This window comes from Methylocystis sp. (assembly GCF_050246715.1).
Classification (GTDB): domain Bacteria; phylum Pseudomonadota; class Alphaproteobacteria; order Rhizobiales; family Beijerinckiaceae; genus Methylocystis.
In genome coordinates, this window is record NZ_JBFWVN010000028.1 from 1 (window position 1) to 22,974 (window position 22,974).

The 22,974-nt window shown below is 63.1% G+C and carries 22 protein-coding genes; 18 read left to right on the forward strand and 4 right to left on the reverse strand.

All coding sequences use genetic code 11. The features are described from left to right. Positions 1-143: 143 nt before the first annotated feature. Positions 144-872 (reverse strand): SDR family NAD(P)-dependent oxidoreductase, encoded by a 729-nt coding sequence (locus AB7I51_RS10235; RefSeq protein ID WP_428404355.1) that lies wholly within the window; start codon positions 870-872, stop codon positions 144-146. A gap of 313 nt (positions 873-1,185) precedes the next feature. Here AB7I51_RS10235 and rplK point away from each other — a divergent pair, with 313 nt between their 5' ends. The 18 genes from rplK to AB7I51_RS10325 all read left to right on the forward strand — a co-directional run bounded on the left by rplK (position 1,186) and on the right by AB7I51_RS10325 (position 20,452). Beyond that, complete coding sequence (gene rplK / locus AB7I51_RS10240; RefSeq protein WP_428404354.1) at positions 1,186-1,632, forward strand: 50S ribosomal protein L11; 447 nt, start codon at positions 1,186-1,188, stop codon at positions 1,630-1,632. A gap of 4 nt (positions 1,633-1,636) precedes the next feature. Next, positions 1,637-2,341, forward strand: coding sequence for a 50S ribosomal protein L1 (gene rplA / locus AB7I51_RS10245; protein ID WP_428404353.1), 705 nt, complete (start codon positions 1,637-1,639; stop codon positions 2,339-2,341). Positions 2,342-2,453: 112 nt separating this feature from the next. Further along, positions 2,454-3,167, forward strand: a complete 714-nt coding sequence (locus tag AB7I51_RS10250; RefSeq protein ID WP_428404352.1) for an ABC transporter ATP-binding protein — start codon at positions 2,454-2,456, stop codon at positions 3,165-3,167. Further along, complete coding sequence (locus tag AB7I51_RS10255; RefSeq protein ID WP_428404351.1) at positions 3,164-4,642, forward strand: DUF3526 domain-containing protein; 1,479 nt, start codon at positions 3,164-3,166, stop codon at positions 4,640-4,642. Before AB7I51_RS10250 ends, AB7I51_RS10255 begins: the two co-directional genes overlap by 4 nt. Before the next feature lie 9 nt (positions 4,643-4,651). Further along, the gene (locus tag AB7I51_RS10260; protein WP_428404350.1) at positions 4,652-6,103 is read left to right on the forward strand and encodes a DUF3526 domain-containing protein; all 1,452 of its coding nucleotides are present in this window, start codon (positions 4,652-4,654) and stop codon (positions 6,101-6,103) included. Positions 6,104-6,299: 196 nt separating this feature from the next. Then, complete coding sequence (locus AB7I51_RS10265) at positions 6,300-7,658, forward strand: cytochrome P450 (RefSeq protein ID WP_428404349.1); 1,359 nt, start codon at positions 6,300-6,302, stop codon at positions 7,656-7,658. Positions 7,659-8,040: 382 nt separating this feature from the next. Continuing rightward, a complete protein-coding gene (locus tag AB7I51_RS10270; protein ID WP_428404348.1) occupies positions 8,041-9,714 on the forward strand; it encodes an acyl-CoA dehydrogenase family protein in 1,674 nt (557 codons plus the stop codon). A gap of 73 nt (positions 9,715-9,787) precedes the next feature. Beyond that, the gene (locus AB7I51_RS10275; RefSeq protein WP_428406190.1) at positions 9,788-10,075 is read left to right on the forward strand and encodes a DUF433 domain-containing protein; all 288 of its coding nucleotides are present in this window, start codon (positions 9,788-9,790) and stop codon (positions 10,073-10,075) included. Between the two features lies 1 nt (position 10,076). After that, positions 10,077-10,436 (forward strand): DUF5615 family PIN-like protein, encoded by a 360-nt coding sequence (locus AB7I51_RS10280; protein WP_428404346.1) that lies wholly within the window; start codon positions 10,077-10,079, stop codon positions 10,434-10,436. 46 nt (positions 10,437-10,482) lie between these two features. After that, positions 10,483-10,914: a hypothetical protein gene (locus tag AB7I51_RS10285; protein WP_428404345.1), complete on the forward strand. Its 432-nt coding sequence runs from the start codon at positions 10,483-10,485 to the stop codon at positions 10,912-10,914. Between the two features lie 62 nt (positions 10,915-10,976). Further along, the gene (locus AB7I51_RS10290) at positions 10,977-11,594 is read left to right on the forward strand and encodes a glutathione S-transferase family protein (RefSeq protein ID WP_428404344.1); all 618 of its coding nucleotides are present in this window, start codon (positions 10,977-10,979) and stop codon (positions 11,592-11,594) included. 282 nt (positions 11,595-11,876) lie between these two features. Then, positions 11,877-13,649: an acetolactate synthase 3 large subunit gene (locus AB7I51_RS10295; RefSeq protein ID WP_428404343.1), complete on the forward strand. Its 1,773-nt coding sequence runs from the start codon at positions 11,877-11,879 to the stop codon at positions 13,647-13,649. A 78-nt stretch (positions 13,650-13,727) separates the two neighbouring features. Then, on the forward strand, positions 13,728-14,279 hold the full coding sequence (ilvN, locus tag AB7I51_RS10300) for an acetolactate synthase small subunit (RefSeq protein ID WP_428404342.1): 552 nt from the start codon (positions 13,728-13,730) through the stop codon (positions 14,277-14,279). Positions 14,280-14,448: 169 nt separating this feature from the next. Further along, a complete protein-coding gene (ilvC, locus tag AB7I51_RS10305; RefSeq protein WP_428404341.1) occupies positions 14,449-15,534 on the forward strand; it encodes a ketol-acid reductoisomerase in 1,086 nt (361 codons plus the stop codon). Between the two features lie 190 nt (positions 15,535-15,724). Beyond that, complete coding sequence (locus AB7I51_RS10310) at positions 15,725-16,525, forward strand: nuclear transport factor 2 family protein (RefSeq protein ID WP_428404340.1); 801 nt, start codon at positions 15,725-15,727, stop codon at positions 16,523-16,525. Between the two features lie 61 nt (positions 16,526-16,586). Continuing rightward, positions 16,587-17,333 carry an NUDIX hydrolase gene (locus AB7I51_RS10315; RefSeq protein ID WP_428404339.1) on the forward strand — a complete coding sequence of 249 codons (747 nt, stop codon included), beginning with the start codon at positions 16,587-16,589 and terminating at the stop codon, positions 17,331-17,333. Positions 17,334-17,343: 10 nt separating this feature from the next. Continuing rightward, positions 17,344-19,152 (forward strand): 3-dehydroquinate synthase, encoded by a 1,809-nt coding sequence (gene aroB, locus AB7I51_RS10320; protein WP_428404338.1) that lies wholly within the window; start codon positions 17,344-17,346, stop codon positions 19,150-19,152. Positions 19,153-19,156: 4 nt separating this feature from the next. Further along, positions 19,157-20,452 carry an HlyC/CorC family transporter gene (locus AB7I51_RS10325; protein ID WP_428404337.1) on the forward strand — a complete coding sequence of 432 codons (1,296 nt, stop codon included), beginning with the start codon at positions 19,157-19,159 and terminating at the stop codon, positions 20,450-20,452. Positions 20,453-20,479: 27 nt separating this feature from the next. Here the strand turns inward: AB7I51_RS10325 and AB7I51_RS10330 are convergent, their stop codons facing one another. The 3 genes from AB7I51_RS10330 to AB7I51_RS10340 form a co-directional block, all read right to left on the reverse strand. Continuing rightward, on the reverse strand, positions 20,480-21,790 hold the full coding sequence (locus AB7I51_RS10330) for an HWE histidine kinase domain-containing protein (protein ID WP_428404336.1): 1,311 nt from the start codon (positions 21,788-21,790) through the stop codon (positions 20,480-20,482). Between the two features lie 209 nt (positions 21,791-21,999). Next, a complete protein-coding gene (locus AB7I51_RS10335; RefSeq protein WP_428404335.1) occupies positions 22,000-22,554 on the reverse strand; it encodes a sigma-70 family RNA polymerase sigma factor in 555 nt (184 codons plus the stop codon). Further along, the gene (locus AB7I51_RS10340; RefSeq protein WP_428406191.1) at positions 22,551-22,751 is read right to left on the reverse strand and encodes a NepR family anti-sigma factor; all 201 of its coding nucleotides are present in this window, start codon (positions 22,749-22,751) and stop codon (positions 22,551-22,553) included. The genes AB7I51_RS10335 and AB7I51_RS10340 overlap by 4 nt, the downstream gene beginning before the upstream one ends. Positions 22,752-22,974: the final 223 nt, after the last annotated feature.

Consider the following 22,974-nt stretch of genomic DNA (forward strand, 5'->3'; position numbering starts at 1 on the left):
AAGGCCGCGACGATCGGCCAAGACGCGATGCTCCGGCTTCCACATCCGCAACTCCCTTGCGAATCATCCTCTTCGCAAGAGAATCACAACCGACTCTTTCGACTCAACTTCTTTCAGGATCGGCTCTCACACTTCTGCGCGCTTTACGTCATATATCGTCCGGCGTTGAGATGGATCGTCTGTCCCGTCAGATATTCCGTCTCGATGATCATGCGCACAGCCGGCCAGATCTCTTCGGGCCGTCCCGTCCGTCCCAGCGGCAGATCGGCTGGCGGCGGCAGGTCCATTCCGGCCAGCATGTCGGTTTCGATCAGCAGCGGCGCGATCGCATTCGCGGTGATGCGATGTTCGCGCAGATATTGCGCGTAATAGCGCATCAGCCCTTTCATGCCGGCCTTCGACGCCGCATAGGCGGCGGAGACCCTGCCGCCGATCCGCGACGCTCCGGAAGACATGAAAATGAGCCGTCCGCCATTTTGCTTGAGATGCGGGATGGCCGCCTGCGACACGTAAAACGCCGAAAGGAGATTGGCGTTCAACGTCTGTTGAAAGGTCGCGCCGTCCAACTCGTCGATCGTTCGAATGGGGGCCGCGCCTGCATTGTTGATGACGCACCCCGGTCGGCCGAACTGGTCGATGCACGCGTCAATGAGGCGCCGCGCCTCATGTTCGTCGCTGACGTCCGCCCTAACCGCACAGGCGCGTCCATCTGCGCTTTTGATTTCATCCACCACCGCTGCGGCGGCCGCCTCGTTCGATCGATAATTGACCACGACCGCCATTCCATATCGGGCGCAGTCGAGCGCCAGCCGCCGCCCGATGCCGCGCGACGCGCCAGTGATGATCACGACAGGTTCGATATTAGATTCCACGTTCCGCCCTCCCGTCAGTCGTTCCGCGTTACGGCGAACAGACGACATTGGTTCGTTCGTCATTTACGAAATAACGAGGCTCCGCTGGGGCGGGCGATTTTTGCAGGAGACAGGCGCGAAGCCCGGCCGGCGCTTGCTCTTTCCCCCGCCTTCCCCTAAAAGCCGCCATTCCTTGGGCGGTCCCGCCGCCCGAGGACATCATACGTGGCGGGTCCGCCCTGACGCCATCGGGGAGTTCCGGACTGGACCACGACCTGCAACCGGCGCCGACGCGTGAAAGATCGCGGCGGGCGCCTTTCGTTGGAGATAGCAAATGGCGAAAAAAATCGCCGGCTACATCAAACTGCAAGTGCCGGCCGGCGCGGCCAATCCGTCGCCGCCGATCGGACCCGCGCTCGGCCAGCGCGGCCTCAACATCATGGAGTTCTGCAAGGCGTTCAACGCCAAGACGGGACAGATCGAGAAGGGGACGCCGATCCCCGTCGTCATCACCGCCTATCAGGACCGCTCCTTCACCTTCGAAATGAAGCAGCCGCCGGTCAGCTTTTTTCTAAAGAAGGCCGTGGGCCTCAAGATCGGCAAGAAGCCCGCCTCCGGCTCCAAGACGCCGGGGCGCAACGTCGTCGGCAAGGTGACCAAGGCGCAGATCCGCGAAATCGCGGAAAAGAAAATGCCCGACCTCAACTGCGCCACGGTCGAATCCGCAATGTCGATGATCGAAGGCTCCGCCCGCGCGATGGGCCTCCAGGTGGTGGAGTAGAACCATGGCGCATATCGGAAAACGCATAGCGAAGACCCGCGAGGGCATTGAACGCACCAAGCTCTACGCCATCGACGAGGCGGTGAAGCTGGTGCGCGAGCGCGCCAAGGCGAAGTTCGACGAATCCGTCGAAATCGCCATGAATCTCGGCGTCGACCCCAAACACGCCGACCAGATGGTGCGTGGCGTGGTCAATCTGCCGAACGGCACAGGCCGCACGCTGCGGGTCGCGGTCTTCGCGCGCGGCCCTAAGGCCGACGAAGCCAAGGCGGCGGGCGCCGACGTGGTCGGCGCGGAGGACCTCGTCACGACGGTGCAGGGCGGGACGATCGACTTCGACCGCTGCATCGCGACGCCGGATATGATGCCGCTCGTCGGCCGTCTCGGCAAGGTGCTGGGCCCGCGCGGCCTGATGCCGAACCCGAAGGTCGGCACGGTGACGATGGACGTCGCCGGCGCGGTGAAGGCCAGTAAGGGCGGCGCGGTGGAGTTTCGCGTCGAAAAGGCCGGCATTGTCCAGGGCACGGTCGGCAAGGCCTCCTTCGACGACGGCAAGCTCGTCGAAAACATCAAGGCCTTCGTCGACGCCGTCGCCAAGGCGAAGCCGCAGGGCGCCAAGGGCACTTACATCCAGCGCGTCGCCATCTGCTCGACCCAGGGTCCGGGCGTGAAGGTCGACGTCTCGAGTCTGGGCGCCGCTCCGCACTGATTGCTGCGGCTTGACCGCCCTGAGCCGATGATGCAGGGTTGAAGCGGACGACATAACCGACACCGGCGCGAGGCCACGCGCGCCGGAGTCGAGCCGTAGGGCGGATGCGGCGATGCTTGAAGCGCGCAATCTCACAAAAATTTATGACGGCGCTCCCGCGCCGGCGCTCGATCGCTTGAATTTGATCGTGCCGGCGGGTGAAGTGTTTTGCCTGCTCGGCCCAAACGGCGCCGGCAAGACGACGACCGTCAATCTTTTCCTGAATTTCATCGAGCCGACGGCGGGACAGGCGCTCGTCTGCGGCGTCGACGCCGCGATCGATCCGTCGGCGGCGCGGGCGCGACTCGCCTATATCCCCGAGCAGGTGATGCTCTATGGCGCGCTCACCGGCCTCGAAAATCTGCAATATTTCACTGAAATCTCGGGCGCCGAAGCGCCGCGTGAGACGCTGCTGTCGCTGCTCGCCGCCGCCGGCCTTCCACAAGACGCAGCGCATCGCCCCGTGAGGGATTATTCCAAGGGCATGCGCCAAAAGGTCGGCGTCGCCATCGCTCTTGCAAGGCGCGCGCAGGCGCTGGTGCTCGACGAGCCGACCTCGGGCCTCGATCCGCTGGCGGCGAATGAATTCGCGGCGCTGATCGAGCGGCTGCGCAAGGACGGCATGGCGGTGCTGATGGTCACGCACGACCTCTTCCTCGCCAAGCAATGCGGCACGCGGATCGGCATCATGGCGCAGGGGCGTCTCGCTTCGGTGTTCGGCGCCGATGACGTCGATCATCTCGGTCTGGAGCGCGCCTATCTCGATCTTTTCGCGAGGGCTGCATGAGCGAACTCGCGCTCGCCCCTTTCGCTGCGGCGGCGCCGGCGAAGAGCCGCTGGCGCGTCATGCACGCCGTCGCCGGCAAGGAATGGCTGGAGCTTTCGCGCGACCGTCGCCTCGTCTGGCTTAGCGCCTTCATCGTCGCGCTGATGCTCGCCGCGCTCGCTTTCGGCTTTGTCGAAGACGCCCGCTTGCTTCACGAGCGCGACGCTGCGGCCAAAGCCGATCGCGAGCTCTGGGTCGGACAGAGCGCAAAGAATCCGCATGCCGCCGCGCATTTCGGCCAATATGCCTTCAAGCCGCTGAGCCCGCTGTCGCTCGCCGATCCCGGCGTCGACGCCTATGTCGGATCGGCCGTGTGGCTCGAGGCGCATAAGCAGAACGAAACTCAGTTCAAACAGGCGCGCGACGGCGGCGTCGGCGCGCGCCTAGGGTCGCTGTCGCTCGCCTTCATCCTGCAGACGATCGCGCCGCTCATCGTCATCCTGATGGGCTTTGCGAGCTTTTCCGGCGAACGCGAAAGCGGAACGCTCAAACAATTGCTCAGCGTCGGCGCACGCCCGCGCGACATTCTCGCTGGCAAGGCGCTGGCGCTGATCGGCGCGATTTTCGCGCTGCTCGCGCCCGCCTTCATCGGCGCCGCTCTCGCGCTGTACTTCTTCGTCGATCGTGAGCGCCTGTCGCTCGCCGACCAATTCATCCGGCTCGGCGCGCTTGGCGCGGCTTATGCGGTCTATCTCGCGGGCTTCGCCTTTCTGGCGCTTGGCGTTTCGGCGCTGGCGAAAAACTCCCGCGCCGCGCTCGTCACGCTGCTCGCCTTCTGGCTCGCCAATTCGTTTTTGGCGCCGCGCCTCGCGACCGACGCCGCGCGCGCGGTCGCGCCGACGCCGACATGGCAGGAGTTTCGCGCCGGCATCGTTCAAGACAAGGCGAAGACTTTCGGCCACGACGAAAGCCATCCTGGCTTCGTCGCCTTCCGCGACGCGACCTTGAAGAAATATGGCGTTACGCGCATCGAGGATTTGCCGGTCAATTTCCGCGGCCTTGCGCTACGCAAGGACGACGAGAGCGGCTATGTAATTTTCGACCGCCATTTCGCCGCCCTGCAGTCGAGTTTCGATCGGCAGGACTCGCTGCGCGCTGCGTCCGGATTCCTGTTTCCGCTGCTCGCGCTAAGGCCGCTCTCGATGGCCTTCGCCGGCGTCGACAGCCGCAGCCAGTTCGATTTCGCCACGGCCGCCGAGGCCCATCGGCGCGACATTCAAAACGAAGTCAGCGACAACATCATCCATTTCGCCCACGACAATGCTTACGTCGCGGGACCGGAGCTGTGGCGCAAGATCGCCGCTTTCTCCTATCGCGCGCCCGGCGCCGGCTTCGCGCTCGGTCACAGCGCGCTGCCGATCGCGGCGCTGTTCGGCTGGCTTGCGCTCGCGGTCGTGTTCGCGGCTTTCGCCGCGCGACGGCTGCGGCCGGCTTGAGACGCGCCGATGTCTTCCGCTTTCCTTGCCGGCATGCGTTTCGAAGCGCGGATGATGCGCCGCGACGGCGCGGTTTGGTTCGCGCTCATCATTTTGGCCGGCGTCGCGCTCTTCGCCCTTGCCATGGGGTCGGCGCGGGTCGCGGCGCAGCAGGCGACGATCGACGCGGCGCGCGCCGACGAGACCCAGCGGATTTCGCGCCTTCAAAAAACGCTCGCGCAATTGCAGGAGGCTGACGCGCAGGGCAAGCCAACGCCGGAGCCGCCGCCCTATCGCGATCCGCGCAACGCCGCCTTCATGGGCGGCGGGCCCGCCGCGAGGGTCGCAGCGCTCGCGCCCGCGCCTTTGGGACTCGTCGCGACCGGCCAGAGCGATTTGCTGCCGCCCGCGGTTCGGGTGACGACGGGCTCGAAGGACAGTTTTCTCTTTGCCGACGAGATCGACAATCCCGCCAATCTAATGTCGGGCGCGACCGATCTCGCCTTTGTCGTCGTCTTCGTCTATCCGCTCGTCGTTCTGGCGATGGCCTTCAATCTGCTCGCCGGCGAGCGCGAGCAGGGCACGCTCGCCATGTCGCTCGCCTCGGCGCGCCGTCCCGCCGCGGCGCTTGCCGGCAAGCTCATGGCGCGCGTCGCCGCGCCGATTCTCGCGATGTTGCTCGCCGTCACGGCGGGCGTTTGGTTCTTCGCCGGCTGGGAGCGCCTTGCCTCGCCGGGCTTCGCCGCTCTCGCCGTCGCGGTTCTGATCTATGGGCTCTTCTGGGCGGCGCTGGCGGCGGCGGTCGACGGGCTTGGCCGGGGCTCGGCCTTCAACGCGCTGACGCTGATCGGCGCCTGGGTGGCGATCACCATGATCCTGCCCGCCGCGATCAACAGTCTCGCCGCTTTCGCGCATCCCGCGCCGTCGCGCATCGACATGGTGCTGGCGGCGCGCGCCGCCTCGACCGACGCCGACAAGGCGCGCGACGCTTCGCTCGCGCGCTATGCCGACGAACATGGCGGCGGCGGCAGACCGGCGGGCGGCGCGCTGGAGATGACGCTGCGTCGTCTCGCGACGCAGGAGGCGGCCTTTCAGCGTGTCGAAGCGATCGTCGCCCAGCATGACGCGCAGCTTGCCCGCCAGCGCGACATGGCCGACAGGCTCGGCTATCTCTCGCCCGCCTATCTGACCTATCAGGCGATGGCCGACATCGCCGGCTCAGGCGAGACGCGCTATCGCGCCTTTCTCGACCGCATCCGCGCCTTTCATTTCGACTGGCGCGAATTCTTCCTCTCCCGCGCCAAGGCCGGCGCGTCGCTGACCGCGCAGGATTACGCCGCGATGCCGAAATTCACGCAGGCGGACGAAGAGCTGATGGCGCGCCCGCCGGCCGGTCTCGCCGGGCCGCTCATCGGCGTCGCGCTGCCGATGCTGATACTCGCTATCTTCGCTTGGCGGGGCTTGCGCCGCTGCGGGATTTGATGGGAACGGCGGGCTTATTTCTGCGCTGATTTTTCGCGCAGCTTCGCAGGGCGATCGGGTGAAGGGCTTCCTCATCCTGAGGAGCGTGCGCAGCACACGTCTCGAAGGACGAGGAAAACCATCCTTCGCCCGATCTCCCTGCGCAATTTCGTCCTCGTCATAGAAGCGAATATCCTCGCGGCGTAGGAGCCCTGCGATGTTTCACGATCCGGATTTCACGCCTTTCACGCCCAATGAGCGGCCGTCCTGGCGCTCTGCCAAAAGCAATTTTCTCGAAAACTGGCCGCCCGCCGCCTATCGCGAAGATTATTTCACGCTTGACGGGATATGGCCGCTCGTCGGGCGCACGCATTACATCGCCGATCCCGAATTGATCGAAGACATGTTGGTCACGCGCGCCGAAAGTTTTGCGCGCGACTACATCACCGTGGGCGCGCTGTCATCGACGATCAATCGGGATGCGCTGTTCTTTGTCGAAGGCGCCGACTGGAAATGGCAGCGGCGCGCTTTGGCGCCCGCCTTCCGACACGAAAATATTCTGGCCCTCACGCCGACATTCGTCGATTGCGCCAAAGCCCAGGCCGACGACTGGCGCCATGCGCCGCAGGGCGCGCCGGTCGATGTGATGAACGCCATGTCGAACGTCACCTTCGCGGTCATCGAGAAGGCCGTGCTCGGCGTCGCCGGCGCCTTCGACCGCGGCAAATTCATCGCCGCCATGCAGGAGAGTTTCGGCGGCGTATCTTGGGGACGGATTTTCGCTTTGCTTCGACTGCCGAACTGGCTGCCGTTTCCGGGCTCCTCAAAAATCTATCGCAACATGCGCTATCTTTACGACGAGACCGCGCGTCTCCTCGCGGCGCGGCGCGCGGCGGGCGGGCAAACGCTGGCGATCGTCGATCGAATGCTCGCCGCCAGGGACCCCGAAAGCGGCCGGTCGATGACCGACGCCGAACTCATCGCCAATCTTTATGGGTTTCTCGTCGCGGGCCATGAAACCTCGGCCGTGGCGCTCGGCTGGACTCTGTGGCTGCTGGCCAAGGATCAGGCGTCGCAGGAGCGCCTGCGCGACGAAGTCCGCGCGATCGCCGGCGACGCCGACATCGGGCCGCAAACAGTGGAGAGGCTGCAGTTCGCGAAGCAGGCGATTCAAGAATCGATGCGCCTCTTTCCGCCGGCCGCCGCGACCGGGCGACAGCCGCGCGAAGATTTGATGCTCGGGTCCCATAAAATTCCCAAGGGCGAGCCGGTCTATGCCGCGATCTGGGCGCTGCATCGTCACGAGAAACTCTGGGACGAACCGAACGCTTTCGACCCCGACCGTTTCGCGCCGGAAAAAGCCAAGGCGCGCCCTCGCTGCGCCTACCTGCCCTTCGGCGCCGGCCCGCGCATCTGCATCGGCATGGGTTTCGCGATGCTGGAAATGACCGCGATCCTCGCGACGCTCGTCCGGGATTTTCGCTTCGCGCCGGTTGAAGGATATCGGCCGGAGCTCGCCCCCGATTTCACCACGCGGCCCAAGGGCGCGCTGCCGCTGATCATCGAAAAAATCTGATCGCCTCCGCCTCGCAGCCGCAAGCAGGGCTCGCATTCCAGGTAAGTGATGCGTCATCTCACCGCGTCATGGCCGCGCTTGTCGCGGGCATCCACGCCATGACGCGATGCAAATTTGAAAACATGAGCCGAACATATCCTCGCCGCTCGACGCGTTTCGCGATGTCCCGGCGTGGATGCCCGCGACAAGCGCGGGCATGACGGCAACACGTGAGGTGAATTTGGCTCGAGTTCGGAGCACTGCGAGCGCGGGGGGGGGACCGGTTGCGTCTTAGGCCAAATGGCGGCATGTAGGCCGAAACACCCCTTCGGAAAGGTCTATCACTGCATCGAGGGGGAGGGTGGGCGTCCGCCCCCTAGGGGCTCACATTCCGGAAAGCAAAATGACCGCAGCCGTCGCGACGAAACTTGAAGCCGCCGATTGGACCAGCGACGCGAAGGAGGCGCTCGCCGCCGTCGAGGTGCTTTACAGGGAAGCCCTCGCCAGCGTGCGCGCCCGCGTCTCCCGCGACGGCAAGATCGCCAATGATTTGTTCGAGGCCGACCAGCACGCCGCCCACGGCCTCGCGTGGCTTGCGACCTATGTCCAGGGTCTGCGCGAACTCATCGACTATGCCGAGCGTCTTTCCGCCGAGGGCGCCTATGGCGAGACCGAGGAGCTTCTGAACCAGATCGGCTTCGCCGAATTCCTCGCCCAAATCTACGGCGGCATTCCGATGAGCCAGGGCGAGATCGTCCGGCTCAGCGATTTCGGGCTTTCAAGCCAGCAGATCGCGGAACGGCGTCCCGCTTGTGTCGACCGGCTGATCCTTTCCGGCAATACGCCGGCGAACCGCGCCCGCCTCGCCGAACTCATCGACCATCACGCCGCGGCCGAGACGGTCGGCGCCTCCGGCCTCGACGAGACGCTTGAGGCGATCCGCAGCGAGATGCGCAAATTCGCCTTCGACAATGTCACGCCCTATGCGCAGGAGTGGCACGCCAAGAACGAATATATCCCGCTCAGCGTCATCTCTGGCCTCGCCGAACTCGGCGTGTTCGGCCTGACGATCCCGGAGGAATTCGGCGGCTCGGGCATGGGCAAAATCGCCATGTGCGTCGTCTCCGAGGAATTGTCACGCGCCTATATCGGCGTCGGCTCGCTCGGCACGCGCTCCGAAATCGCCGGCGAACTGATCCTCGTCGGCGGCACGCCGGCGCAGAAGGAGAAATATCTCCCCAAGATCGCTTCGGGCGAAATCCTGCCGACCGCGGTCTTCACCGAGCCCAACAACGGCTCCGACCTCGCCGGCCTGCGCACCCGCGCGACGCTGGAGGGCGGCGTCTACAAGGTCGTCGGCAACAAGACCTGGATCACCCATCCGGTGCGCGCCGACGTGATGACGCTGCTGGTGCGCACCAATCCGAATGAGAAGGGCTATAAGGGCCTCTCGATGCTGCTCGCCGAGAAGCCGCGCGGCACCGACAGCGATCCTTTTCCCGCCAAGGGCATGACCGGCGGCGAGATCGAAGTGCTCGGCTATCGCGGCATGAAGGAATTCGAGATCGGCTTCGACAATTTCGAGGTGCCGGCCGAAAACCTGCTCGGCGGCGAGGAGGGCAAGGGCTTCAAGCAGCTCATGGAGACCTTTGAGTCGGCGCGCATCCAGACGGCGGCGCGGGCGCTCGGCGTCGCCCAATGTGCGCTCGACCTCGGGCTGAAATACGCGAAGGAGCGCGTCCAGTTCGGCAAGCCGCTGTTCTCCTTCCCGCGCGTCTTCAACAAAATCGTCTCGATGGCGGTAGAGATTCATATCGCCCGCCAGATCACCTATTTTGCCGCGCGCGAGAAGGACGAGGGCAAGCGCTGCGATCTCGAGGCCGGCATGGCGAAGCTCTTGGGCGCCCGCGTCGCTTGGGCGGCGGCGGACAATGCGTTGCAAATCCACGGCGGCAACGGCTTCGCGCTCGAATATCCGGTGTCGCGCGTGCTCTGCGACGCCCGCATCCTCAATATTTTCGAGGGCGCGGCGGAGATACAGGCGCAGGTGATCGCGCGGCGGTTGTTGGAGGGGTGAAGGGCGCGCTCGAATTTTCGTGGATGGCTGGGACAAGCCCGGCCATGACGACGGAAGGGCCGACTAACGAAGATTGGCGCGAGAAGAACACCGACGTGATTTTCCTGTACCGCCGGTTTATGTTGACGCAATGACTACATATTCCCGCATCGTGCTCGATCCCACGGTACTGGCCGGCAAGCCGGTGGTGCGCGGTACGCGCCTGTCGGTCGAATTTATCATCGGCCTGATGGCGGACGGCTGGAACGAAGCGGACATTGTCCGCAATTATCCCAGTCTGACGCACGAGGATGTTGTGGCCTGCCTTGCCTTCGCGCGAGATCTGCTGAAGTCGGAAAAGATTTATCCAAGCGCAGCCTAAGATGCGCTTCATCGCGGATGAGAATTTCCCTGGTGATGCGGTGGTCGCGCTTCGCGCGGCGGGTCACGACGTAAGCTGGATCAGCGAGAGTGCGTCCGGCTCCAGCGACTTGCAAGTGCTCGCGCTAGCGGAGAAAGAAGCCCGCATTCTCCTGACCTTCGACAAGGATTTCGGCGAACTCGCTTGGCGGTCGGGTTTGCCTGTTTCCTGCGGCATCGTGCTGTTTCGCATTTCGGCGCTGCCCGCGCAGTCCATTGGCGCCGCCTTGGCGGCGCGGCTTGCGGAACGAGATGATTGGGCAGGCCATTTCTCGGTCGTCGAACCCGGTCGAATTCGGATGCGGGTTTTGAAACCCCGGTAGGTTCTCTCGCTTCCTCGCCCGCGTTCGGCGCGTTACCTTCCCGCTCATGACCAAACGCCTCTATCGCCTCGTTGACGGCTCGCTCGGGCCGCGGCGCGACTTTCGTATCACCGTCGGCCTGCGCGAGGGCTGGGAGGCGGAGGGGCGGGTCTATGACGTGTCGGAAGCGGTGCGCTGCGCCCGCGCCTGGATGCGGCGGCGCGTCGAGGCGGGGCAGCCGGCGCTCTCCGGCATGTTCACCCGCGGCGAGGTGACCTACGCCTGGCGCAAGGATGACGGCTCGGTCGGGTCGGACCGCGAGCCGGTCGCGATTTTCACCGGCGAGGCCGTACATGCCTATCTCGGCGACCTGCCTGACGCAGAGATCGAAGCGATGCTCAACGAACTCGCCAGCGAGCTCGGCGCGGCGCTCGGCCAGGAGCGCCTCTATGTCGCCCTTTGCGACAAGACCTGGATTCTCGACTGCGGCGAAGGATAGCGCCGAGCCTCCTGCCGCCGCCCGCCCTATTCTAAGGGCGACGCTCTCAGCCGGAGGCTGTCATGGTCAAGCTCTACTATCACGCTGGCGCATGTTCGCTCGCGCCGCATATCGTTCTCGAATGGATCGGCGAACCTTACGAGACCGAAGCGGTCGCGTTCGGCGATAAGGAATATTTGAAGATCAATCCGGCGGGCGCGGTGCCGGCGCTCGACACCGGCGAAGGCTGGATTCTGACCCAGGCCGCGGCCGTGTTGCGCTACCTCGCGCGCCGCTTCCCGCAGGCGGGGATCGCGGCGGACGGTTCGCCGCGCGAAGAAGCCGAGGCGGACTGCTGGTCTTCCTTTATCACCGGCGATCTCCACCCTGCGTTTTTCCCGCTGTTCTCGCCCAATCGCTACACGCGCGCCCGGACGAAGGAGGCGTTGGACGAGGTTCGAGAAGCCAGCAGGGCGCTGGTGCGCAGGAAGTTCGACTTTCTCGACGCGCGTCTTGCGGGGTGCCGCTACATGATCGGCGACAAGCTCAGCTATCTCGACGCCTATGTGTTTCCGATGGAGCGCTGGGCGGCGTCGATGCTGGAGGACGGGCTGTCGAAATATCCGAGCGTCCAGAAACATCACGACATGATGGCGGCTGACGAGGGCGTGACGCAGGTCTTGAAGGCGGAAGGCGCATGAGCGGCTCGACCGAAGCGGCTTGCGGGCGGATCGCTCGCGAAGAAGAGCGGTCGGGGACGCTCTCAGGCCCTTGATTATCCGCCGCGCCTCCCGTAACGTTCCGCGCGATAGAGGGAACGCATATGCGCGCAATTCTCGTATCTGAAGCGCCAGGGACGGAGCGGGGCTAGGCCCGGCCTCCGCCAGCGGCGCTTGACCCAAGGCCCCAAGAGGGCCTTTTTTGTTGCCCGAACCACGAAAAATCCTAATCGCCCGCCGCGAGCAGCAAGACGGAAAGAGACGATGTCGAAGGAAATGACCGGCGCCGAAATGGTGGTCGAAGCCCTGAAGGACCAGGGCGTGGAGATTATTTTCGGCTATCCCGGCGGCGCGGTCCTGCCGATCTATGACGTGCTGTTCCATCAGGACAAGGTGCAGCACATTCTCGTGCGCCATGAGCAGGGCGCGGCGCACGCCGCCGAGGGCTATGCGCGCTCCTCCGGCAAGGTCGGCGTGCTGCTCGTCACCTCTGGACCGGGCGCGACCAATACGGTGACGGGCCTGACCGACGCGCTGATGGATTCGATCCCGGTCGTTTGCATCACCGGCCAGGTGCCGACGCATCTCATCGGCTCGGACGCCTTTCAAGAATGCGACACGGTCGGCATCACCCGCCACTGCACGAAGCACAATTATCTGGTCAAGAACATCGCCGATCTGCCGCGGGTGCTGCATGAGGCCTTCTATGTGGCCTCGTCCGGTCGGCCCGGCCCCGTGGTGATCGACGTTCCCAAGGACGTGCAGTTTGCGCGCGGCGTTTACGCGCCGCCGCGCAGCGCCACGCATAAGACCTATCATCCAAAGCTCGACGCCGACATGGAGACGATCCAGAAGGCGGTGCGAATGATGGCGGCGGCCGAGCGTCCGATCTTTTATACCGGCGGCGGCGTCATCAATTCCGGACCTGCGGCCTCGACCTTGTTGCGTGAACTCGTCGGCCTGACGGGTTTTCCGATCACCTCGACGCTGATGGGGCTCGGCGCTTATCCCGGATCGGGCGAGAACTGGCTCGGCATGCTCGGCATGCACGGCACCTGGGAAGCCAATCACGCCATGCATGACTGCGATCTGATGATCGCGGTCGGGTCGCGTTTCGACGACCGCATCACCGGACGTCTCGACGCCTTTTCGCCGGGCTCGAAAAAAATCCATATCGACATCGATCGGTCGTCGATCAATAAAAACGTCAAAGTCGATCTCGCCATCGTCGGCGATTGCGGCCATGTGCTCGAGACCATGGTGCGCCTGTGGCGAGCGGAAGCGATGAGCGCCGAGAAACAGCCGCTCGATCATTGGTGGGCGAAGATCGACGAGTGGCGGGCAAGAAAATCGCTCGCGTTCCGTAACTCGGATACTGCAATCAAACCGCAATACGCGGTGCAGCGGCTCTATGCGCTGACCAAGGACCGTGATGTGTACATTACGACCGAGGTCGGGCAGCATCAGATGTGGGCGGCCCAGCACTATCATTTCGAAGAGCCCAACCGCTGGATGACCTCTGGCGGCCTAGGCACCATGGGCTACGGCCTACCAGCGGCGATCGGCGCGCAGCTCGCGCATCCGGGTTCGCTCGTAATCGACATTGCCGGCGAAGCTTCGATCCTGATGTGCATTCAGGAAATGTCGACGGCGATCCAATATCGACTGCCGGTGAAAATCTTCATCCTCAACAATGAATATATGGGCATGGTGCGCCAGTGGCAGGAGCTGCTGCATGGCGGGCGCTATTCCCACAGCTATTCCGAGGCGCTCCCCGATTTCGTCAAGCTTGCCGAGGCATTTGGCGCCAAGGGCATCCGCTGCGCCGATCCCGCCTCGCTCGACGACGCGATAAAGGAAATGATCGACTATGACGGGCCGGTGATTTTCGACTGCGTCGTCGACAAGGTCGAAAACTGCTTCCCAATGATCCCGTCGGGCAAGGCGCATAACGACATGCTGCTTGCCGATCTCTCCGACGACGCCGGCATCGAGATCGGGGCGGTGATCGATGAAAAAGGAAAAATGCTTGTTTAGGCGGTCGGACCTCGTCAGTCGGCAGTCGTAGGACGCGCCGATTGCCGACTGCCGATCCGCCGACTGCCAGGAAGAAAAATGAACGCCCCTGCTTCTCCTCCTTCGCCCTATGCCGCGGCGACGACGAACTCCAAGGCTGAGTCGCATACGCTTTCCGTGCTCGTCGACAATGAGCCGGGCGTTCTTGCGCGCGTTGTCGGCCTGTTCTCGGGTCGCGGCTACAATATCGAGAGCCTTACCGTCGCCGAAGTCGCCCATGCCGAACATCTTTCGCGCATCACCATTCTGACCTCTGGCGCGCCGGAGACCATCGAGCAAATCCATCATCAGCTCGAGCGCCTCGTCCCCGTGCATCAAGTGACCGACCTCACCGTGTCGAAGCGCTCGCTCGAACGCGAGCTCGCCATGGTCAAGGTCAAGGGCAGGGGCGAGCATCGCACCTTCGCTCTCCAGCTCGCCGAGGCTTTTCGCGCCCGCATCGTCGATGCGACGACCGAGAGCTTCATCTTTGAACTGACCGGCAAGCCGCACAAGATCGACGAATTTGTCGATCTCATGCGCCCGATCGGCCTTGTCGAAGTATCCCGCACAGGCGTCGCCGCCATCGCGCGCGGGCCGGAGCCAATCTAAAGCGCAGGAATTTTGACCTTGTCCGGCGGCCCGCGTAGAAGGGGCCGCCAACGAATTCGACGGCGCAGGGGCGCGCCGTTCCCATAGAGCGCGGCTCGCGAAAAAGCGGAATCCGGCATTTCGCGCAAAGCGCGCTCTAAGCTTATGGAATCGATCACATTATCTGCCTTTGGGCGATTCCGTCCAAAGGCGGCGTGATCTAAAGAGCGCACGCAGATCAAGGGAAGCAGAGCACATGCGCGTTTATTACGATCGGGACGCCGACATCAATTTGATCAAGGGCAAGAAAGTCGCCATCGTCGGTTATGGCAGCCAAGGCCATGCGCATGCGCTTAATTTGAAAGACAGCGGCGTCGCCGAGGTCGCAGTGGCGCTGCGCGGCGGCTCGGCGTCGGCTAAAAAGGCTGAAAGCGCCGGGCTCAAGGTGATGAGCGTCGCCGACGCGGCCAAATGGGCCGACGTCGTCATGATGCTCACGCCCGATGAGCTTCAGGGCGAAATCTACGCCAATGAGCTTGCGCCCAATCTCAAGCAGGGGGCGGCGCTTTTCTTTGCGCATGGGCTCAACATTCATTTCAATCTGATCGAGCCGCGCGCCGATCTCGACGTCGCCATGGTCGCGCCAAAAGGGCCCGGCCATACCGTGCGCGGCGAATATCTCAAGGGCGGCGGCGTGCCTTGCCTGATGGCGGTGCATCAGGACGCTTCGGGCAACGCCAAGCAGATCGCGCTGTCCTATGCTTCGGCGATCGGCGGCGGCCGCGCCGGCATTATTGAAACGACGTTCCGGGAAGAATGCGAGACGGATCTTTTCGGCGAGCAGGTCGTGCTGTGCGGCGGCCTCGTCGAACTGATCCGCGCCGGTTTTGAAACGCTGGTCGAAGCGGGCTATGCGCCGGAAATGGCCTATTTCGAATGTCTACATGAAGTGAAGCTGATCGTCGATCTCATCTATGAGGGCGGCATCGCCAACATGAATTATTCGGTGTCCAACACTGCCGAGTATGGAGAATATGTGACCGGTCCGCGCATCATCACCAAGGAAACCAAAGCCGAGATGAAGCGCGTGCTTGACGATATCCAGACCGGTAAATTTACACGCGACTGGATGCTGGAGAACAGAGTCGGCCAGACGTCCTTCAAGGCGATCCGGGCGCGAAACAATGCGCATCCCATTGAAGATGTCGGCGTTCGCCTCCGCGACATGATGCCCTGGATCGGCAAGAACAAGTTGGTCGACAAGGACCGCAATTAGCGCATAATGATCTCAAAAAAAGCGAACGCGCGTTCTGATTTGGCATAAATGCCGACCATGCCGCCGGCGCGTCGCATAACAACGAAAGCGTCGCCGTAACGGGGGATGAATGCAGGGGCCGGGCGAGCGGTCGAGTCAGGTTATCGAGAGCGAAACGCGCCGCCGCGTCCATGAGATCGTGCGGAGCCGCATGTCGTATGACGTCCAGACATTGGTCGAACACTTCGTCGAAGACGTCGAACTGAACTACAGTTGCTCACGGCTTGGCCTCGTGCCTCCTGGACAATGGCGTGGACGAGACGCGCTGCGCGCGCATTTGCGTCGCGTTGACGTCGACTATGAACCGATCGAGGCGGAGATTCTCGCGGTTCTGGTCGAGGGCGACAGGACCGCGCTGCGTTGGCTGAGCAGTTGGCGTCACCGCGCGACAGGCCAGATCCACCGAATGGAAATGGCGCATTTTCTGCGATGGCGAAACGGGCTGGTTTCGGAAATGTATGAGTTCCGCGACTATCGTTGCGTGTCTCATGGCGCGGATTTCTTGCCGAATAGTCTCGACGAAATTCTTAATCCGCGCGGCCCCGGACTTCCGCGCGACGAAATGGCGCGCTGGCTGGTCGCCACGAGCCGTTTCTCGTGCGGGCCAGACATTGCGTTGCTCCGCGAAATATGTTCGCCCGACGTGGTATGCGAATTCGTTGGCGACCGAGCGACGATCGCGTATGCTGGACGACATCGCGGCATTGAGGCGTTGATCAACATCGTGCGCGACATTGGCACGGAATTCGAACAGTTGGGACATGTGACGCCAGATGAGGTCATCGTCGACGGCGGAAACGCGGCGACGCGTCGAACCGTCGAATGGCGCCACCGCGGCACCGGTCGTTGCGGCCAGGTTCAGCTTGCCGATTTCGTGCGCTTCGAAGATGGCCGCATTGTCGAGATCGTCGAATTCCGTGACAGCACGGCGCTTCTGCGCATGCAGGCGTAACGAAGCGTCGCAACATGCGCTCCCCCGCCAGACGCGTGCGCGGTCAAGGAGCGGTCCGACTGTGACTGTCGAAATTCTGGAGGTCGACCGGCTTGAGTGTCGCTTCGTCGATCACCATTGGCGCTTCGCGGAAGAGCGGTCCGCCATGATCGAGCGACACTGGGAGGAACGGCGCCGCGCGAATCCGGCGCTATACGATGGTTTAGTGCTGCTCGCCTGTCGCGTCTCGCGCGCGATCGGCGATGATGGCGCGCGCATCCTGCGCATGTCGTTCTTCAAGACGCGGTTCTCGCGCTTTCTCGTCTGGCGCGATCTCGGCTGGCCGGACAAATCGATCTACAACTGTTTTTCCATGCCGGCGGTCCGCGCCTGCGACGGCGCCTATCTTCTCGGCGAGATGGGACCGAGCCACTCCTTCGCCGGTCGGCTGTATTTTCCCTGCGGCACGCCTGACCCTTCCGACATCGTCGCCGGCGGCCGCGTCGATCTTGCCGGCAGTCTGGTGCGCGAACTCGCGGAAGAGACGGGTCTCGACGCGGCCGAGGCGCGCGCGGCGGCGAATTGGACGGTCGTCTTCGATCGTCAGAAGGTCGCCTGCATCAAGAGATTGGACTTTGATGCGCCGTCCCAGGCTCTCGCTGCGAAGGTCAGGGCGTTTCTTGCATCCGAAAGCGCGCCTGAACTCGCCGACGCTCACATGATTTCCAGTCCGGCGGCGCTGTCGGACGCCCGGCTGCCCGCGTTCATGGCGGCCTATCTGAAGCGCGCGCTCAACGGAGCGGATGAAATTCCGCTCCACGCGGGTTAAATGTGCGCAAATGACCCGACCACAATGCTCCGGCGTCGTCCTGCCGGCTCCCCATGCGCCAAATGACGAGCGCGTCCGGGCCGTCCGCTCGGCACTTGACGGTCGGGCGATCGTGCTTGTCGGCATGATGGGCTCCGGCAAGAGCGCCATCGGTCAAAGGCTTGCCGCGCGACTGGGCCTGCCTTTCGTCGACGCCGACGCCGAAATCGTCGCCGCAGCCGGCATGTCCATTCCGGAGATTTTCGCCAAATATGGCGAGCGCTACTTCCGCGACGGAGAACGTCGCGTGATCATGCGCCTCTTAAACAGCGGTCCGATCGTGCTTGCGACTGGCGGCGGGGCGTTTCTCGATCCTCGCACCCGCGACCGTATCGCCGAGCGGGGCGTATCCATCTGGCTCGACGCCGATCTCAAAATCCTGTTGAAGCGCGTGCGGCGCAAAAACGATCGGCCCTTGCTGCAGACGGACGATCCCGAGGAGACGCTGCGCAAGTTGATGGAGGCGCGACGCCCCCTATACGAATTGGCCGATCTTCGCATCGAATCGGGGGAAATTCCTCAGGACGCGATGGCGGATGACACGCTCGCCCTTCTCGCCGCCGAATTGCCGAGGTTAGAAGAACTCAGACGGCGCGCGCAAAGCAAAGGTTTCGCCAGGGCCATGACTCATCTCTATCCAGCACGCGCGGAAGGCGAAGAATCCGCTCGTCAAGAGACCGTAAAGGTCGCCCTTGGCGGGCGCTCCTACGACATCATAATCGGCGACGGGCTGCTGCAGCGCGCCGGCGACCATATTGCAGGGATCGCTCCCGGCACCGCTTGCGCCGTCATCACTGACGAGAATGTCGCGAGACTACATCTTCCGACAGTCGAACAGAGCCTGAAGAAAGCCGGTCTGCGCACGACGACCATCATCGTTCCGCCAGGCGAGGCGTCGAAATCGCTTTCAGTTTTCGGCCGCGTCTGCGACGACGTGCTGGCCGCCAGGATCGAGAGGCGCGATCTGATCGTCGCGCTTGGCGGCGGCGTCGTTGGCGATCTTGCGGGTTTTGTCGCCGCGAGCGTGCGTCGCGGCTCGCGCTTCGTACAAATTCCGACGACGCTCTTGTCGCAGGTCGATTCATCGGTCGGCGGCAAGACCGGGATCAATTCCCGGCATGGCAAGAATCTCATCGGCGCCTTCTATCAGCCGTCGCTGGTTCTCGCCGACGTCGATGCGCTGCGGACATTGCCGCCGCGTGAGTTTCGCGCCGGCTATGCCGAGATCGTGAAATATGGCCTCATCGGCGACGCTCGCTTCTTCGACTGGCTTGAAGCCGACTCGGACGCCGTTTTCCACAGTCGGGCGGAACAGATTTGCGCGATCGCGGTGAGTTGCGAGACCAAGGCGACGATTGTCGGGCGCGACGAAACCGAGCAGGGCGAACGGGCGCTTCTCAACCTCGGCCACACCTTCGGTCACGCCTTCGAGCGCCTGACCGGCTATGACAGCGCCCGCCTCGTTCATGGCGAGGGCGTCGCGATCGGGCTAGTGTGCGCGGCGCGTTTTTCGGCGCGCCGCGGTCTGTGCGCCGCCGCCGTCGCGGAGCGGCTCGAACGCCATCTCCAATCCGTCGGGCTGCCGACCAAAATCCGCGACATTCCGGATTGGGGCGATGACGCGCAGGCGATTCTCGACGCGATGTATCAGGACAAGAAGGTCGAGCGCGGCGCCCTGACCTTTGTTCTACTGCGCGCCATCGGCGAGGCGTTCGTCGCCAAATCCGTGGACGCCGCTGAGACGGTTGGTTTTCTTAAGGACGAGTTGAAGCGGACATAGTCCCATGCATGGCCTCGAAACCGGCGCGCCGCCAGTCGACGTTTGGACTGCGGTTGTCATCGTCGCGATCTGCGTCTTCCTTTCAGCGTTCTTTGCGGGGTCGGAGACGGCGCTCACCGCCGCTTCGCACGCAAGGATGCATTCTCTCGAAAAAGAGGGCGATAAGCGCGCTGCGGCAGTGAACCGCCTGCTGCGCCAGCGCAACCGGATGATCGCCGCGCTGCTGCTCGGCGGCACGCTGGTCAATATCGGCGGCTCCGCTTTCACGACGAGCGTGCTCGTCGTCGTCGCCGGCGACAATGGCGCGATATACGCCACCATCATCATGACGGTGGTGCTGCTGGTATTCGCCGAAGTTTTGCCGAAGACGCTGGCGATCAATCATCCCGATGAGACGTCTCTGCGCGTCGCGCAATTTATCGCGCCCTTCGTGCGCATCGTGGGTCCGCTCCTCGCCGGCGTCGAATATGTCGTGCTCATGGTGTTGAAGCTGACGGGCGTCGAAGTCGGCCACGGTCGAACCGTGCTTTCGCCTTATGATGAATTGAAAAGCGCTGTCGACATATTGCATGAAGAAGGCAATGTCGAACGCTCCGCGCGCGACATGTTCGGCGGCGTCCTCGATTTGCAGGTGCTGCATGTTTCCGACGTGATGATCCACCGCACCAAGATGCGCACGATCGAGGCAGACCTGCCGCCGGCGCAAATCGTGCGCGAGGTATTGTCGTCGCCGTTCACCCGCATGCCGCTTTGGCGCGAGCGACCGGACAATTTTATTGGCGTTCTGCATTCGAAGGACATGCTGCGGGCGTTGAACGCCGCCGGCGGCGACGCCTCGAAAATCAGCGTCGACGAAGTGATGTTCGCGCCCTGGTTTGTGCCCGAGGCCACGACGCTGGAGGATCAGCTCGAAGCCTTTCTGAAGCGCAAGACTCATTTCGCTCTGGTCGTCGACGAATATGGCGAGGTGATGGGACTCGTCACGCTTGAAGACATACTCGAGGAAATCGTCGGCGACATTCGTGACGAGCATGATCTTGCCGTTCAGGGCGTGCGCCCGCAGCCCGACGGATCGGTGTTGGTCGACGGCGCCGTGCCGGTGCGCGATTTGAACCGCGTCATGGACTGGGAATTGCCCGATGAGGAAGCGACCACGATCGCTGGCCTGGTGATCCACGAGGCGGGAGCGATTCCTGAAGCTGGGCAGGTCTTCACCTATCACGGCTTCCGCTTCGAGGTGATGCGCAAGATCAGAAATCGCGTCACCGCTCTTAGGGTGACGCCGCAGGAAGCCGCTTGATGAGCGCGCTGCGCGCCCTGCGCGGCGTCAAATTTCCGCTGATATTTCGGCCTGCAGGCCCTCGGGGCGATAGGAGAGCCTGACGTCGCCGCCCATTTGGCGCGCCAGCACATTGGTGATTAAAAAATGACCGACGCCCGTCTGCTGCGGGTTTTCGACGACTGGCCCGTCCGTCTCCGTCCAGTTCAATTTCAGATGCGGCCGATCCCCTTCATGATCGACGCGCCAATTGAGTGAGACGCGGCCGTCGTCGTCCGACAGCGCGCCGTGCTGTTCGGCGTTAGCGAGCAATTCGTTGAGCGCCAAGCCCAGCGCCGAGGCGACCGCGGAACGCAATTCCAAATCTACGCCAGATATCGAGATGCGGTCGCCATAATCGTGGCTGCCGCAGGACAGCGCGACGAGCACCAAGTCTTTAAGCGGCGTCCGCTCCCAGGACGTCTGCGTGAGCAGCGTGGAGATGCGGCTCAAGCATTGCACGCGGTTGGAGAACCCCTGCTGAAAACTCGAAAAGTCCAGCGCCGTGCGCGCTGTGATATTGGCGATTCCCTGAATCATCGCGAGCGAATTATTCACGCGGTGATGCAACTCGCGGTTCATCATCTGGCTTTGAATTTCCGCGTTCTTGAGGTCGTCTACGTCAGTGACGGCGACGATTGCGCCGATGATCGCGCCTTGGTCGTCGCGGATAGGCGCACCAACAATGTTGATCCAGACATGGGAGCCGTCGCCGCGCTCGATTTTGCATTCGAGTTGTGGGTGATCTTCGCCGGCAAGCGCGCGGGCGAGCGGATATTCCTCGCTCGTGACAGGTAGGCCGTCCGGATGGACGGCGTTCCTTTGTCTGTAGCTTTCCGTGCTTTCCGAATAGCAAATCGGCCGACGCAGGATCGCTTCCATGACGCGGTTGCCCTCAACGATGCGTCCGCTGGGCGCTTCAGCAATTAGGATTCCAACCGGCATGGCGTCGAGCAGCGCGCGCAGTTGCAGATTGGATCCCGCTCGGCCGATGACCGCTGAGCTTTTCGTCAGTAGGTCGTTCAACTCGAACAATCTTTTGCGCTTCTCTCGCAGGCGCCCGTCGATGTTCTGAAGGCTGTGCGCAATGGCGTCGACCTCCGGGATTCCGGTGTCGCGCCAATGCGAGGCGTTGTTCGCTTCCACCGCCAGGGTGAGTTCAGCGAGTTCGACTTGCGCCCTTTGCGTTTTGCGGCGCCGTTGCACCAGCCAGAAGATCACCGTCAGGGCGGCAACCAGAGCTATGGCGAGGACGCCGACGACGTCGAGCCAGACCTTGGCGCTTATCGATCCGTCAACTGCGGCGAAGGCCTCCGACATTAGCGACAGCAAAAACAGGCTTGCGGCCGGAGGGCGCGCGGACGCCGGCGCGCCCGCCGCGGCCTTAGCCGTCCCCGGACGCGGCCGGAAATGTTGTCCTTCACAGCCTTCTATCATTGACGCTGCCGATTGCTGGGAGAGTACGCCAAGCGCAAACTTCAAATAGAGCAGATACTTCCCGGCGCATACCCACCAAAAGCCAGGGTCTGCTAAATCGCCCGCGACGGCGGCCGCGCGGCGAGGTCCGAGACGGTGGGATCGCTATCAATGTCGCTTGGCGCAAGCAGGCCCAGATGCTCGGCGAGTTTGGCGCGCGCCCGATTCAACCGACTCTTCACCGTGCCGATGGCGACGCCGCAAATCTCGGAAGCTTCCTCATAGGAAAGCTCGGCGATTCCGATCATCAGCAGGATTTCCTTGTGCTCGGGGGCAAGCCTGTCCAACGCCGCCTGAACATCGGCGAGGGTCAGCGCCGACTCCTGACCGCCCTTTACGGGAATCTGCTGGGCCAGCAGATTGTCGCTGTCCTGCACTTCCCGCGACCGCTTCCGATAGCCTGAAAAATAAGTGTTGCGCAGGATGGTCACGAGCCAGGCGCGCAGGTTCGTATTCGGCTGGAATGAGTCGGCGTGCGACCAAGCCTTGACCAGAGCGTCCTGAACCAAATCGTCGGCGAGACTATGCGAGCCGCAAAGCGAAATAGCGAAGGCGCGCAGATAGGGCATCTGCGCCACGATCTGATCTCCAAAGGAGTCTTCGGTCATTTTTTTTCGCGCTGTTTCGCTTCCAGCTTGGCCAACAGCACAGCAAATTTGTCTGGAATCGGTTGATGTATAAGATCGTCGCAATAGGCTCGAAACACGCGGCCGAGCTGAGCCTGAATCTTTGGATCCAGCGCGACGCCGTCGTCTATGGAGGCGCCGTCTATATCGTTTTCGCCGCCTTCGGCGGCGCTATGCATATTTGATTCCGCGTCGCGGCGGGGGCCGTTTTTGTCGTCCTGATTTTCGCGTTGGCTCATTCCCGACCCCGAGCGCCGCCCGAGACCGGCCGCCCAAATTCGGCACGGTGCGCGCGACTCCCTTGTTGCAACGCCTAGGAACACTAATTGTTCCGTTTGCGCAAGCAAACAAAGCCGTAGCTCAAAAACCCGGGCGAATTCGACTTCGCCCTTGTTGTCGGCA